Here is a 14,037-nt window from a genome sequence, read left to right as displayed (position 1 = left end):
TGCCGCGATCCTGCCAGGCGAGACCCAGCCCCGGTTGACACCGTCGCTCCCTGCGACCCATCCTGTACGGACAACTTGTACGTACACGTCGACGCCCCTGGCTCGGCGCCCGAGGAGGATCCCGTGAGCGACACCCGACGCTCGATCGTGCCGATGTTCGCCACCATGCAACGCGTGCCCGGCGGGCTGATGCTCCTGCCGCTGGTGCTCGGCTCGCTCATCGGGACCCTGGCGCCGGACGCCCTGGGCATCGGCAGCTTCACCACCGCGCTGTTCCGCGACGGGGCCCTGGCGCTGATCGCCGTCCTGATCTTCGCCACCGGCACCCAGGTGACGGCCCGCAGCGGCGGAGCCGTCGCGAGCCACACGGTCGTGGTGCTCCTGTTCAAGACGCTGATCCCGGCGACGGTGATCGTCGTGCTCGGCCTGGTCATCGGCATCGACGGCTTCTGGGGCGTCTCGATCCTGGCGCTCATCACCTGCTTCGCCAACAGCAACGGCGGCCTGTGGCTCGCGTTCGCGGGCCAGTACGGCGACGAGCGCGACCGTGGCGCCTACGTCGCGAGCGCCTTCGACGACGGCCCGTTCCTGGTGCTGCTCTTCCTCGGCGCCTCGGGCCTCGGCGACATCCCGCTGCTGACGCTGCTCGCCGCCGTGGTGCCGTTCATCCTCGGCGTGATCGTGGGCAACGTCGACCAGGAGTGGAAGAAGGCCGTCGAGCCCGTGCCGAACATCGTCATCCCGTTCTTCGCGTTCGCCCTGGGCACGGGCATCAACATCCGCGACGTCGCCACCGGCGGGTTCTCGGGCATCTTCGTCGGCGTGGGCGTCGTGATGTTCACCGGCGGGCTGCTCTACCTGGCCTACCGCTTCATCCTGCGCCGCGGCCCCAAGTCCGGCATCGGCTTCTCCGCGGGGACGACCGCCGGCAACGCCGTCGCCACCCCGGCCATCGTGGCGGCCGCCGACCCCCGGTTCCTGCCGTTCGTGGGCACCGCCACCGCCCAGGTCGCCGCCGCGGTCCTGGTCACCGCGATCCTCGCGCCGACGGTTGCCGCGTTCGTGCTGAAGCGCCAGGGCGGGCTCCAGAGCACGCTGCCGCCGGTCGCCGAGCCCGCCTCGTGACGGCGCGCGTGGTGGTCCTCGCCGACGACCTCACCGGTGCCGGCGACACCGCGGCCCAGTTCGACCGGGTCGGCTGGACCTCCGAGATCAGGCTGCGCCCGTCGGCGACGACCGACGCCGAGGTCGTCGCGCTCACCACCGACTCCCGCGCGATGGACGCCGCCGACGCGACCGCGGCCGTGGGGTCGACCCTCGACGCGCTCGACCTCGACGGCGTGCTGCTCTACAAGAAGGTCGACTCCACCGTGCGCGGCCCGGTGAGGGCCGAGATCGACGCCGTGCTCGCCGCGCTGCCGCCCGGCACCGTGGCGGTGGTGTGCCCCGCCTACCCGGCGGTCGGTCGCCAGGTCGTCGACGGCGTGCTGCTCGTCGGCGGCGTGCCCGTCTCCGCCACGGCCGTGGGCCGCGACCCCGTCACCCCCGTGCGCGAGAGCCACGTCCCCACCCTGCTCGGCACGTCGCACCTGACGCCCGACCCGGCCTGGTCCGACGACGACCTCGCGGCCGAGCTGACCCGGCACGGCGACGTCGTGGTGGTCGACGCGGCCGACGAGGAGGACCTCGACCGCCTTGCCCGCGCCCTGGTGCTGCTGGGGGAGCGGGCCGTCGCGGTCGGCTCCGCCGGCCTCGCCGAACCCCTCGCGCGCCGCTGGCGGGTCTCGCACGCCGTCGGCACCTCGCTCGTCGTCGTCACCTCCCTGCACGACGCCTCGCGCGACCAGGCCGAGACCCTGGCGATCACCGGCGCTCCGGTCGTGCGGTGCGAGGCCGACGCGGTGGCCGACGACCAGGCGTGGGAGCGCCTGGTCGCCGGTGCGCTGCACGACGTGTCGACCGACGGGCCCCCCGTCGCGCTCGTCACGACCCCCGACGCCGCCGCCGGGCTCGACCCCGTGCTCGTCGCCGCGCGCGTGGCCGACCTCGTCACCCGGCTCGCCGCGAAGGGCCTGGTCTCCGGGCTCGTGCTCGCCGGCGGCGACGGCGCCCGCGCCGTGCTCGAGGGGCTCGGCGCGGACGGCATCCGGCTCGACGGCACGGTGGCCACCGGCGTGCCCCTCGGCCGCCTCGTCGGCGGCGACCACGCCGGCATGCGCGTCGCCACCAAGGCCGGCGGCTTCGGCGGACCCGACATCCTGATCGAGGCGGCGCAGGCCGTCCACACCACGAGGAGCAGCTCATGAGCGTCCCCACCCTGGCCCTGACCGTCGGCGACGTCGCCGGCATCGGACCCGAGACCACCGCGCGCACCCTGCTCGGCCACGACGACCTGCGTGAGATCTGCCGTCCCGTCGTCATCGGTGACGCCGACGCGCTCCGCCGCGGCGTCGAGGTCGTCGGCGGCGACCCGTCGAAGGTCGTCGTGGTCGAGGACCCGCGCGACGCACGCAACGAGCCCGGCACCATCGAGCTCGTCCAGGACGGTCCCTCGCTCGGCGACGTGCCGTGGGGGCAGATCAGCCCGGCCGCGGGCGACGGCGCGGCCCGCTTCGTCCAGCGGGCGTGCGCCCTGGCCCGCGACGGCGCGGTCGACGGCATCGTCACCGCCCCGCTCAACAAGGCCGCGATGCACGCCGGCGGCCACCAGTGGCCCGGCCACACCGAGCTGCTCGCCCACGAGTTCGGGGTGCGGAACTTCAGCCTGGTCCTGTCCGCCGGCGACCTGTACTTCTTCCACCTCACCACGCACGTCTCGCTGCGCCGGGCGATCGACGACGTGACCCGCGAGCGCACCGACGACGTCCTGCGCCTGGTGGGCTCCTTCGCCCGCGCGCTCGGCCGCCCCGACGAGCGCATCGGCGTCGCGGGCCTCAACCCGCACGCCGGCGAGAACCGCATCTTCGGCGACGAGGACGCCGACGTCCTCGCCCCGGCCGTCGAGGCGGCCCGTGCCGCCGGCATCAACGCCCACGGCCCGCTGCCCGCCGACGCGCTGATCCCGCAGGCCGTCAACGGCAAGTGGGACCTGGTCGTGGTCTGCTACCACGACCAGGGCCACGCCCCGTTCAAGGCGGTCTACGGCGACGACGGCGTCAACATCACCGTCGGGCTCCCGGTCGTGCGCGTGTCGGTCGACCACGGGACGGCGTTCGACATCGCCGGCCAGGGCATCGCGCGCGAGGCCAGCCTGGTGCTCGCCACCCGGCGCGCCGCCGAGCTCGCACCCGGCTGGGGCCAGGTCTGGGAGACCGCGCGCGCCGGCGAGGCCGCCCGCACTTCCTAGACTGCCTCCCGTGACCACCGCACCGCTGGACCGCGACTCGGCGGACCCGCTCTACCTGCAGATCGCCGAGGCGCTGCGCCGCGAGATCCTCGGCCACGACCTCGCACCCGGCTCGACGCTGCCGAGCGAGGCGGCGCTGCAGGAGCAGTTCGGGGTCGCGCGCAGCGTCGTCCGGCAGGCGGTCGGCCGGCTGGCCGACGAGGGCCTCGTCGTCCGCCGGCAGGGGGCGCCGAGCGTCGTGGCGCCGCCGGCCGAGCACCGACGGCTGGTGCAGCGGACGGCCGGGATGTTCGACCAGTTCGCCCGGGCCGGCCACCGGCTGCGCACGCGCGTGGACCTCGTCGCCCCCGACGAGCCGCCGCCGGACGCGGCCGCGTTCCTCGGCACGCACGACACCCTCCGGATCGAGCGGATGCGCTCGGTGGGGGACGAGCCGCTGTCCTACGTCCGCACCTGGCTGCCGCGCTCGAGCGTCCCCGAGCTCGACCCGGCCGACCTCGAGGACGCGTCCCTGCACCGGCTCCTCACCGACCGGCACGGTCTGCGTCCCCGCAGCGGCCGTCGCCAGATCCGCTCGGTGGCCGCCGACGAGCGTCTGGCGGCGGCCCTCGGCGTCGAGCCGGGCGCGCCCCTGCTGCTGCTCGAGGGCGAGTCGGTGGACCAGCACGGCCGACCGCTCGAGTGGTTCACCACCTGGCACCGGGCCGACAAGGTGGTCTTCGACGTCGACGTGACCGACGCCGCCGAGGTGGTCACGGTCGATCGCGCGGACCGGACGCCGGTGCCGTCGGGCCCGCCCGACCTCGACCGTGCCCGGGCCCTGCTCGCCGAGCTGCAGGAGCTGCTCGGCGAGCAGCGGTGATCAGTCGCGCTGGGCCTCGGACGCCTCCCGGCTGGCGCGGGCCGCACGCTCGGCCTCGGCCAGCTCGGTGCCGGCGTGGTCGCGCCACCACTGCTGGCCCGACTCGGGCAGCGTGTGGATCGGGTCGTGGTACTCGTAGGTGCGCTCCAGGGCGCCGGCGTCGGTGGCCTCGAGGGACGTGCGGTAGTTCTTGGTCCAGAACGTGACGCCACGCTCGTGGTCGTACGACTCGAGCTGGTGCACCCACCGCTTGCCGACGTAGGGCACGTCGCAGACGATGCGGGGCGTCGCGAAGCCGGGCAGGTAGCCCATGATCGCGTGCTGCAGCTCCTGGGCCTTGGCGACCGACGTCCGCCAGTGCTCGCTGAACGGGATCATGTCGCACAGGTAGAAGTAGTACGGCGTGATCGAGGCCTCGTCCTGGAGGCCGAAGCACAGGTCGAGCAGGGTGTGGGCGTCGGCGTTGACGCCCTCGAGCAGGACGCCCTGGTTGCGGACGTCGCGCACGCCCGCGTCGAGCATCGCGCGGGAGGCCTCGGCCACGAGCGGCGTCAGCGAGTTGACGTGGTTCACGTGGGTGTGGATCGCGAGGTTCACGCCGCGGGAGCGGGCGGTGGTGGCCAGGCGCTCCATGCCGGCGCGGACGTCGTCCTGCAGCCAGTGCTGGGGGAGCCCCATCAGGGCCTTGGTCGCCAGGCGGATGTCGCGGACGCTGTCGACCTCGAGCAGGGAGCCGACGAAGAACTCCAGCCGCGCCCACGGCAGGTTGGCGACGTCGCCTCCGGACACCACCACGTCGCGGACACCCGGCGTGCGGTGCAGGTAGGCGATCATCTCGTCGAGGCGGTCGACGGGCTTGAGGGTGAACTTGAGCTTGTCGATCACCGGGGTCGAGGTGCCGACGAGGTCCATCCGCGTGCAGTGGCCGCAGTACTGCGGGCAGGTCGGCAACACCTCGGCGAGCACCTTGGTGGGGTAGCGGTGCGTCAGGCCCTCGGTGGCCCACATGTCGTGCTCGTGCAGCGAGTCGCGCGTGGCGAACGGGTGGCTCGGCCAGTCCGTGCGGCGGTCGGAGAAGACCGGCGTCATGTAGCGACGCACGGGGTCGGCGTAGAGGGCCTCGGTGAAGCCGGGCTCGGTGGGCGCCAGGTGCGGCACCATCGTGTTGAGCATCTGCGGCGGCAGCAGCATCGCCATGGTGGCGCGCTCGGCCTGGTCGCGCTCGAGGTCGGCGAGGAAGCGCTCGTCCAGGCCGGGTCCGACGACGTCGCGCAGCTGCTTGAGGTTCTTGACGCAGTGCGAGCGCTGCCACTGCGCGGAGCGCCACTGCTCCTCGGTGACGTCGGCCCACCCCGGGAAGCGGGTCCAGTCGGGCTCGACGAGCGGTGTCCGCCGGTAGGTGTAGGGCTGCTCGCCGGTCTCGCGCGGCGCCCCGGTGGCCCAGGTGGGCAGGTCCAGGCTGGTGGTCATGTGCTCGCCTCCTCGTCTCGGACCGCAAGATGTGCGGTGATGCGCCCAGGCTAACGGACGTCTTGCGGTGAGTCGACCGAACGACAGGACGGCGCGCCGGGTGACAGGATGATCCCGTGCCCGCTCCCGAGCCCCGAGTCCTGCTGCGCGGGGGCCATGTCCTCACCCCCGGACGTGACGACGCCACCGCGCTCGCCGTCGAGGGCGGCACGGTCCGTTGGGTCGGCCGCGACGACGACGCCGCCGCCTGGACGGCCGACGCCACCGAGGTCGTCGAGCTGGACGGTGCCCTGGTCACCCCCGGCTTCGTCGACGCCCACGTGCACCTCGCCTCGACGGGCCTGGCGCAGCGCGGGGTCGACCTCACCACGGCGAGGAGCGGTCGCGAGGCGCTCGACCTGCTCACCGCCCACGTCAGGGCCCACGGCGCCGACGTGGTGGTGATCGGTCACGGCTGGGACGACAGCACCTGGCCCGACGACCGCCCCACGCGCGCGCAGCTCGACCACGTCCTGCAGGGGCGCATCGGGTACCTCAGCCGGATCGACTCCCACTCCGCGCTCGTCTCGTCCTCCCTCGTCGACGCCGATCCCTCGATCGTGACGAGCGCCGGCTGGCGCGACGACGGCTGGGTCGAGCGCGACGCCCACCACCGCTGCCGCCTGGCCCTCGACGCCGCCATCCCGGCCACACAGCGACGCGAGGCCATCGGCCGGGCGCTCGGCTCGGCCGCCGCGGCGGGGCTCGTCAGCGTCCACGAGCTCGGCGCGCCCCACCTGTCCGAGGAGACCGACTTCGCCGTCGTCGCCTCGCTCTTAGCCGAACGGCCGCTGCCCGAGGTGGTCGGCTACTGGGGCGAGCCCGAGGCCTGGGAGCTGGCCGAGCGTCACGGCCTGGCCGGGCTCGCCGGCGACCTGTGCTGCGACGGCGCCGTGGGCTCGCGCACCGCCGCCCTCCTCGAGCCCTACGCCGACGACGCCGGGTCGGGCCACCTGTACCTCGAGCGCGACGAGGTCGCGGCCCACGTCGTCGCCTGCACCGGGCGCGGCCTGCAGGCCGGGTTCCACGTCATCGGCGACGCCGCCGTCGCCACCGTGCTCGCCGGGTTCGCGGACGCCGCCGAGGTCGTCGGCCTGGACGTGCTCCGGGCCGCCCGGCACCGCCTGGAGCACCTCGAGCTCGTCGACGTCGCCGCGGTGGCCGAGGTGGCCCGCCTGGGGCTCCACGCGAGCGTGCAGCCGTGCTTCGACTCCACCTGGGGCGGTCCCGGCGGCCTGTACGAGCGCCGGCTCGGCACCGCCCGCGCCCTGCGGATGAACCCCTTCGCCGAGCTCGCGGCCGCGGGCGTGCCGCTGGCCTTCGGCTCCGACGCCCCGGTCACGCCCTTCGGCGCGTGGCCCGCGGTGCGCGCCGCCGTGGAGCACCGCACGCCCGGCCAGGGCATCGGCCTGGACGCCGCGATCGCCGCGCACACCGTCGCCGGCTGGCGGGCGGCGCGCCGCGACGACGGCCACGGCGTGCTGGCCGTGGGGCACCCGGCCTCCTACGCGGTCTGGGACGCACCCGAGGGCGTCACCTCGGCGGGTGCGTGGGAGGCTGCGCGGGCGACCTGCCGCCTCCCCGCGCCGGTCTGCCGCACCACCGTCCACGACGGCCGGGTGCTCCACGACTCCACCGGCTGAGACGGGTCGCCGCGGCCGCCCGGCGTGTCGCAGGCGACACGCCGCCGGATCGCGAGACGGTCACCCGACATTCGCCCCACGGCCACCCGCGATGACCTGCGGGGACGCACGTCCGTGCAGGTCAGGGCGCGGTTGACTTCGCCGCCCGTGCGCGGCATCGTCCCTCACGTCCGCTCGCGGACGCACCCCCGATCCACGCCCGTCGCGCCATCGCCAGGACCGCGTTCGAGCTCGGTGACGGGGGTGTCGCAGCACGTGGGGGCGGAACGTCAGGAGCCCTGGCACCCAGTAGACAACGGTCGTCGGCGTCGTATCCAACGGTGACGCGGCCGGTCCGAAGGGTGCCGGGCTCCTGTCCTGCCTCCCGCCCACCCGCGCCGCGTCGGCGGCCCGTGTGCTGCCCGGTAGCCTTGCCCGGTGCCGACGCCTCCCGCCCGCCTGTGGCTGCGCTCCGTGCTCGGCCTGGCCGCCGGCGCGGTCGTCTCCACCGGCTTCGCGCCCCTCGAGATCTTCTGGACGGTGCCCCCGGGGCTCGTCCTCCTCGTCCTCGCGCTGCACGGGCTGCGTCCCCGTCAGGCGGCCCTGGTCGGTGCCGTGTTCGGCATCGGCTTCCTGGCGCTCCTGGTGTCGTGGGTCTCGGTGCTGGGCGCCGGCGTGCTGGTCGCCCTGGTCGGCATCCAGTTCCCGTTCTACGCGATCTTCGGCGCGGCGTTCTCCTTCGTCTCCCGGCTGCGCGGCTGGCCGCTCTGGGCGGCGCTGTGCTGGGTGGGCACCGAGTACCTGCGCAGCGTCGTCCCGTTCGGCGGGTTCCCCTGGGGGCGGCTCGCGTTCGCCACCGTCGGCACGCCGCTCGACCCGTGGGCCCGCTGGGTGGGCGTCGCCGCCCTCAGTGGCCTGGTGTTCCTCGCGTCGGCGCTCGTCGCGTCCGCGCTGCTGCGGCGGTCGGTCCGGGGCGCGCTGGTGGCCGCCGCGGTCGTCGTCGGCGTCGTCGGGGGAGGGGCGCTGCTCCCCACGGGAGCCGCCGACCCCGGCCAGCGGCTGCGCGTCGCCGTCGTGCAGGGCGACGTGCCGGGCACAGGGGCCACGGGCATGGGCCAGCAGCGCGAGGTGCTCGACAACCACGTCCGCGAGACCCAGGAGCTCGCCGACGCCGTCGACGCCGGACGGCTGCCCCGCCCCGACGTGGTGCTGTGGCCGGAGAACGCCTCGGACATCGATCCCTATAAGGACGCGGCGGCCCGGGCCGCGATCACCTCGGCCGCGCGGGCAGTGGGCGCCCCGATTCTCGTCGGAGCCATCCTCGACGGCAAGCAGCCCGACCAGGCCCGCAACGTCGGCATCGCGTGGGACCCCGAGACCGGGCCCGGCCAGACCTACGACAAGCGGCACCTGGTGCCGTACGGCGAGTACGTGCCGTTCCGGCCCCTCGTCGACCGGCTCGTGCCGTTCGTGACCCAGGAGATCCCGCGCGACATCGTCCCGGGCGACCGCGCCGGCACGATCGACCTCGGCGGCGTCACCCTCGGCGACATGATGTGCTTCGACGTCGTGTTCGACAACCTCGCCCGCGACGCCGTCCTGGGCGGCGCCCAGTACCTCGTGGTGCAGACCAACAACGCGACCTACACCGGCACCTCGCAGCCCGAGCAGCAGTGGCAGATCGCCCGGATGCGCGCGATCGAGGCCGGACGCACCGTGGTGGTGCCGTCCACCAACGGCATCAGCGGCATCGCGGACGCCGACGGCGCTCCCGTGGCCCGCACCACCCCGGGCGTCCCCGACGTGCTCGACCGCGAGATCACCACCGCCACCGGCGTCACCTGGGGCACCCGTGCGGGGGTCTGGGTCGAGCGCGGCCTGGCTCTGGGCGGGTTCGTGGCGGTCCTGGCCGGAGCGGTGGCCGGTCGCCGACGCCGTCGCGAGTCTCCCGTCGCCGACACCCACGACGCGGCGCCCGCGGTGGTGCGGTGAGCACGGAGCCCACCCTCGTCGTCGTCCCCACCTACGACGAGGCCGAGAACGTCGCGTCGATCGTCGGACGCGTCCGTGCGGCGCAGCCCCACGTTCACGTCCTGGTGGTGGACGACGCCTCGCCCGACGGCACCGGCGACATCGCCGACGCCCTGGCCGCCGCCGACCCCCAGGTGCACGTGCTGCACCGCGCGGGCAAGGAGGGCCTCGGCGCGGCCTACCTGGCCGGGTTCGACTGGGGCCGCGAGCACGGGTACGACGTGCTCGTCGAGATGGACGCCGACGGGTCACACCAGCCCGAGCAGCTCGGGCGGCTCCTCGACCGCCTCGACGCCGGCGCCGACCTGGTGCTTGGGTCGCGCTGGGTGCCGGGCGGGTCGGTGGAGAACTGGCCGCGGCGACGCGAGGTGCTCTCGCGGGGCGGCAACGTCTACACCCGGCTCGCGCTCGGCATCTCCGTCCGCGACGCGACGGGTGGCTACCGCGCGTTCCGGCGCACCACGCTCGAGGCCATCGGCCTGGACGACGTCGCGTCCCAGGGGTACTGCTTCCAGGTCGACCTCGTGCGGCGCACGCTCGGCGCGGGCCTGCAGGTGGCCGAGGTGCCGATCACCTTCGTCGAGCGGGTGCACGGCACCTCCAAGATGAGCGGGTCGATCGTGCGGGAGGCGCTGTGGCGCGTCACGGTGTGGGGCCTGGAGCGCCCCGGCCGTTGGCTGCGGTCCGTATCCTGGAGATCTCGACACGACCGATCCAGGAGCTGAGACCCGATGCGCTCTCCCTTCCGCTGGCGGCTCGCGGTGGCCGCCCTGCTGCTGATGCCGGTGGTCGAGCTCGTCGTGCTGATCGCCGTCGGCCAGCAGATCGGGCTCCTCGCGACGCTCGGTCTGCTCGCGGCCGGCGTCGTCGTCGGCTGGCTCGTGGTGCGCCGTGAGGGCGCACGGGCGCTCGGCGCCGTGCGCGAGGCCGCCCGCTCCGGCGGCCGGCCCGACACCGACCTCAGCGACCGGGCCCTGGTCTTCGTCAGCGGGCTGCTGATCATGACGCCGGGCTTCGTCACCGACGTGCTGGGCCTGCTGCTGTGGCTGCCGCCGGTCCGCCGGCTGATGCGCCGCGCCGTCACCGCCTGGGCGGTGCGTCAGGGCGCGATGTACGCCTCGGCCGCCACCGGTCGCTCGGTGCCCGGCACCACCGTCCCCGGACGCACGACGGGGCCGCACGGACCCGAGGGTCCGCACGGCCCCGACGTCGTGCGAGGCGAGGTGCTCTAGCTCTTCGAGGCCCGCTTGCGGGGTGCACGGTGCAGGTGCACCGGGCCGATCTCGCCGGCGCGCAGGAGCTCGAGGCGCTCGGTGAGGATCTCCTCGAGCTCGGGAATAGAGCGACGCTCCAGCAGCATGTCCCAGTGGGTACGGGCCGGCTTGGTCTCCTTGGCCTCGGGGGCCACGCCGTCGACGAGCGTGCCCATCTTGCCCGTGCGGGGGTCCTCCCACTCGTGCGGCAGGTCGGCCTCGTCGGACATCGTGACGGTGAAGCGCCGCCCGTCGTCCAGGACGTACTCGACCTCCTTGCGGGGCGCCATCTCCACGCCTCGCTCGTCCTCGAAGCTCTGGGCACCCAGTCGGGCGCCGCGCAGTGCTCGTTCGGCCATCTCGTCCTCCTCGTCGTCGCGGGGCGGTCTCACCCGTCGGTGACCACCCTTGTCATGGAGAACGAGCGGCGGAGCCGCATGATTCCCCTAGACCACCCGTGGTGGCGTGTTGCCTGCCTCCACTATGGCGCGTCCGGGGTCGACACGCGAAAGGAGCAGCAGGCCGCCGACGAAGAAGACGACCAGCGCGAAGATCGCGGGGCGGTAGGAGTCGGTCAGCTGCTGGACGACGCCGAACACCACGAAGCCGAACCAGCTGGTCCCGCGCTCGCAGGCCTGGTAGAGGCTGAAGTACTCCGCCTCCCGGCCCCGCGGGACGATCAGGGAGTAGAACGAGCGCGACAGCGCCTGGGTGCCGCCCATCACCAGACCGATCAGGGCCGCGAGCCCCAGGAACGGCACCATCTGGCCGGCGGGCAGCACGTAGCCGAGGCTCACCACCCCCACCCAGACCACGAGCCCGCCCATGATGGTGCGGCGGCTGCCGAACCGTCCGGCCAGCCTGCCGAACAGCAGCGCGCCCGCGACGGCCACGAACTGCACGAGCAGGATCGCGGTGATCAGGAAGCTGGTCTCGAAGCCGAGCTCCTCCTGCCCGTACACCGCGGCCGAGCCGATGACGGTCTGGATGCCGTCGTTGTAGAGCAGGTAGGCCAGCAGGAACAGCAGGGTCTGGGGGTAGTTCCGCAGCTCGCGCAGCGTCGTCCACAGCTGTCCGAAGCTGCGGGCGACGACGCCGCCCTGCACGGCGACCGTGTCGCGCGGAGGGCGGTCCCGCAGCCCGAGGTAGGGCACGAGCGTGAACGCTCCCCACCACACGCCCGCCGACAGCAGGCAGACCCGGACGGCCGTCCCCTCGCCGATGCCCACGGACTCGTGGAACGTCACCAGGGCGAGGTTGAGCGACAACAGCAGCGCCCCGGCCGCGTAGCCGAGGGCCCAGCCGCGCGACGAGACGCGGTCGCGCTCGTCCGGCTCCGCGACGTCGCACAGGATCGCGTCGTAGACGACGAGCGACGACCCCAGGCAGACGTTGGCCACCACGAGCAGCACGGCCCCGAGCTGCCAGTCACCGCCCGAGACGAAGAACATGCACGACGCCGCCAGCGCGCCGACCCACGCGAAGCGGGCCATCAGCGTGCGCTTGCTGGGGCTGCGGTCGGCCACCGCGCCGACGATCGGCAGCAGGATCGCCGACAGGATCGTGGCGATGGGCACGAGGTAGAACACGAGCGACCCCGGCGAGATCGCCAGGCCGAGCACGTCGAGGTCGGCGGTGCACGACCCCTCGTACGTCGACGCCGGGCCACAGGCCGCCTCCTGGGCGACGCTGGTCAGGTAGGGCGCGAAGAGGACGGCGCCCGTCGTGGTCACGTAGGCCGAGTTGGCCCAGTCGTAGAAGTACCAGGCGCGCTGCTCGCGCGGCGACGACACCCCGTCGGCCGGGGGAGCGGACGGCGTCGCGCTCATGCGGCCGCACGCTCGGCGAGCAGGGGCACCAGGACGTCGATCCGGTCCGAGACGATCCCGTCGACGCCGAGGTCGAGCAGGCGGGTCATCTCCGCGGCGTCGTCGACCGTCCAGACGTGGACGGGCAGGCCGAGGTCGTGGGCGTGGCGGACGAAGCGGGCGTCCACCAGGGGCACCGGCCCCCACCGTGGCGGCACCTGGACGCAGCGGCCGCCTGCGCGGGCGCCCGTGGCGCGCAGGCCCCGGGTGGCGCCGCCGCGCAGCAAGCCGATCTCCTGGGGCGACAGGGACGTCGCGACGCCGGGCATGAGCGCGCGCAGCCGTGCCAGGCGGCGGTGCGAGAACGACGCCAGGCACACGCGGTCGACGGCCCCCGCGTCCGCGATCGCGCGGGCGGTGGGCTCGACGGCCGCGTCGGCCTTGACGTCGATGTTGAGCAGGGCGTCGGGGAGCTCGTCGAGGAGGTCGCGCAGCTCGGGGATCGGCTCGCGTCCGCCCACCCGCGCCCGACGCACCCGCTCGGCCGGCAGCGAGGCGAGGGCGCCGGACACGGCGGTGAGCCGGTCGAGGTGGGCGTCGTGGAACACGAACACCACGCCGTCGGCGCTGGCCTGGACGTCGGTCTCGAGGTGCGTCGCACCCAGCGCGAGCGCGCTGGCGAAGGCCACGCGGGTGTTCTCCAGCCCGCGGTTGGGCGCGTACGCCGCACCGCCGCGGTGGGCCAGGGCGATCGGACCGGGGAAGGCCAGGAACGGGGTGCGCGAGGAGTCCAGGGGTCTCACCGGTTCAGTATGGCCGCAGCCACCCCGCCCGCACCTGAGCCCGGCTACTCACCTGCCGCGAGTCGCCGAGATACGGGAAAGGCACCACCGGAGCGTCCGCGGTGGTGCCTTTCCCGTATCTCGACGACGGGTGAGGGTCAGATGTCCCTGAACGTCTCGATCTGGGCGCCGAGGGCGTTGAGGCGCTCGGCGAGGTCCTCGTAGCCGCGGTTGATCACGTAGACGCTGCGGAGCACCGAGGTGCCCTTGGCGGCGAGCATCGCGATCAGGATGACCACGGCCGGGCGCAGCGCCGGCGGGCAGATCAGCTCGGTGCCGCGCCAGCGGGTCGGACCCTCGATGAGCACGCGGTGCGGGTCGAGCAGCTTGACCGACGCGCCGAGCTTGGTGAGCTCGGTCAGGTAGATCGCGCGGTTCTCGTAGACCCAGTCGTGGATCAGCGTGGTGCCGGTGGCCGTCGCGGCGATCACCGAGAAGAACGGCAGGTTGTCGATGTTCAGGCCCGGGAACGGCATCGGGTGGATCTTGTCGATGGGGGCGTGCAGCGTCGAGGGGAACGTCGTGATGTCGACCAGGCGCGTGTGCCCGTTGAGCGCCAGGTACTCCTCGCTGCGCTCGTAGGAGAAGCCCATCTCCTCGAGCAGCGCCAGCTCGATCTCCATGAACTCGATCGGGACGCGGCGCACGACGATGGCCGACTCGGTGACGATGGCCGCGGTGATCAGGCTCATCGCCTCGATCGGGTCCTCGCTGGGCGCGTAGGTGACGTCGCGGTTGATCTGCGGGGAGCCGGTGACGCGCAG

The 14,037-nt window shown here is 74.0% G+C and carries 12 protein-coding genes and 1 pseudogene; 8 read left to right on the top strand and 5 right to left on the bottom strand.

Annotated features, from left to right (window positions below; genetic code table 11):
• Positions 1 to 123 precede the first annotated feature (123 nt).
• Genes ACI6PP_RS21035 through ACI6PP_RS21020 form a run of 4 tightly spaced genes read left to right on the top strand, consistent with a single transcriptional unit; the run spans position 124 to position 4,208 of the window.
• On the top strand, positions 124 to 1,125 hold the full coding sequence (locus tag ACI6PP_RS21035; RefSeq protein ID WP_421113660.1) for a 2-keto-3-deoxygluconate permease: 1,002 nt from the start codon (positions 124 to 126) through the stop codon (positions 1,123 to 1,125).
• Positions 1,122 to 2,306 carry a four-carbon acid sugar kinase family protein gene (locus tag ACI6PP_RS21030; protein WP_421113659.1) on the top strand — a complete coding sequence of 395 codons (1,185 nt, stop codon included), beginning with the start codon at positions 1,122 to 1,124 and terminating at the stop codon, positions 2,304 to 2,306. The genes ACI6PP_RS21035 and ACI6PP_RS21030 overlap by 4 nt, the downstream gene beginning before the upstream one ends.
• Positions 2,303 to 3,346, top strand: coding sequence for a 4-hydroxythreonine-4-phosphate dehydrogenase PdxA (gene pdxA / locus ACI6PP_RS21025; protein ID WP_421113658.1), 1,044 nt, complete (start codon positions 2,303 to 2,305; stop codon positions 3,344 to 3,346). The genes ACI6PP_RS21030 and pdxA overlap by 4 nt, the downstream gene beginning before the upstream one ends.
• A 10-nt stretch (positions 3,347 to 3,356) precedes the next feature.
• Positions 3,357 to 4,208, top strand: a complete 852-nt coding sequence (locus ACI6PP_RS21020; protein WP_421113656.1) for a GntR family transcriptional regulator — start codon at positions 3,357 to 3,359, stop codon at positions 4,206 to 4,208.
• Here ACI6PP_RS21020 and ACI6PP_RS21015 read toward each other — a convergent pair whose 3' ends face one another.
• A complete protein-coding gene (locus ACI6PP_RS21015; protein ID WP_421113655.1) occupies positions 4,209 to 5,678 on the bottom strand; it encodes a KamA family radical SAM protein in 1,470 nt (489 codons plus the stop codon).
• 116 nt (positions 5,679 to 5,794) lie between these two features.
• Here ACI6PP_RS21015 and ACI6PP_RS21010 point away from each other — a divergent pair, with 116 nt between their 5' ends.
• The 4 genes from ACI6PP_RS21010 to ACI6PP_RS20995 all read left to right on the top strand — a co-directional run bounded on the left by ACI6PP_RS21010 (position 5,795) and on the right by ACI6PP_RS20995 (position 10,602).
• Complete coding sequence (locus tag ACI6PP_RS21010; RefSeq protein WP_421113654.1) at positions 5,795 to 7,360, top strand: amidohydrolase; 1,566 nt, start codon at positions 5,795 to 5,797, stop codon at positions 7,358 to 7,360.
• A 417-nt stretch (positions 7,361 to 7,777) separates the two neighbouring features.
• The gene (gene lnt, locus ACI6PP_RS21005) at positions 7,778 to 9,331 is read left to right on the top strand and encodes an apolipoprotein N-acyltransferase (RefSeq protein WP_421113653.1); all 1,554 of its coding nucleotides are present in this window, start codon (positions 7,778 to 7,780) and stop codon (positions 9,329 to 9,331) included.
• Positions 9,328 to 10,095, top strand: coding sequence for a polyprenol monophosphomannose synthase (locus tag ACI6PP_RS21000; RefSeq protein WP_421113652.1), 768 nt, complete (start codon positions 9,328 to 9,330; stop codon positions 10,093 to 10,095). The genes lnt and ACI6PP_RS21000 overlap by 4 nt, the downstream gene beginning before the upstream one ends.
• A gap of 6 nt (positions 10,096 to 10,101) precedes the next feature.
• Positions 10,102 to 10,602, top strand: coding sequence for an FxsA family protein (locus ACI6PP_RS20995; protein WP_421113651.1), 501 nt, complete (start codon positions 10,102 to 10,104; stop codon positions 10,600 to 10,602).
• Here the strand turns inward: ACI6PP_RS20995 and ACI6PP_RS20990 are convergent.
• The 4 genes and pseudogenes from ACI6PP_RS20990 to ACI6PP_RS20975 form a co-directional block, all read right to left on the bottom strand.
• On the bottom strand, positions 10,599 to 10,982 hold the full coding sequence (locus tag ACI6PP_RS20990; RefSeq protein WP_421113650.1) for an RNA polymerase-binding protein RbpA: 384 nt from the start codon (positions 10,980 to 10,982) through the stop codon (positions 10,599 to 10,601). The two genes, ACI6PP_RS20995 and ACI6PP_RS20990, sit on opposite strands and share 4 nt — an antisense overlap.
• An 87-nt stretch (positions 10,983 to 11,069) precedes the next feature.
• Complete coding sequence (locus ACI6PP_RS20985; RefSeq protein WP_421113649.1) at positions 11,070 to 12,452, bottom strand: MFS transporter; 1,383 nt, start codon at positions 12,450 to 12,452, stop codon at positions 11,070 to 11,072.
• Positions 12,449 to 13,234 (bottom strand): glycerophosphodiester phosphodiesterase family protein, encoded by a 786-nt coding sequence (locus tag ACI6PP_RS20980; RefSeq protein ID WP_421113648.1) that lies wholly within the window; start codon positions 13,232 to 13,234, stop codon positions 12,449 to 12,451. Before ACI6PP_RS20980 ends, ACI6PP_RS20985 begins: the two co-directional genes overlap by 4 nt.
• 137 nt (positions 13,235 to 13,371) lie before the next feature.
• Positions 13,372 to 14,037: pseudogene (locus ACI6PP_RS20975) on the bottom strand (UDP-N-acetylglucosamine 1-carboxyvinyltransferase); the annotation flags it as partial.

The sequence above is a fragment of the Solicola agrisoli genome, from assembly GCF_049059935.1.
GTDB lineage: Bacteria > Actinomycetota > Actinomycetes > Propionibacteriales > Nocardioidaceae > JAURVT01.
Note: the sequence above shows the minus strand (reverse complement) of the source record. Positions and strands in the feature narration are given on the sequence as shown.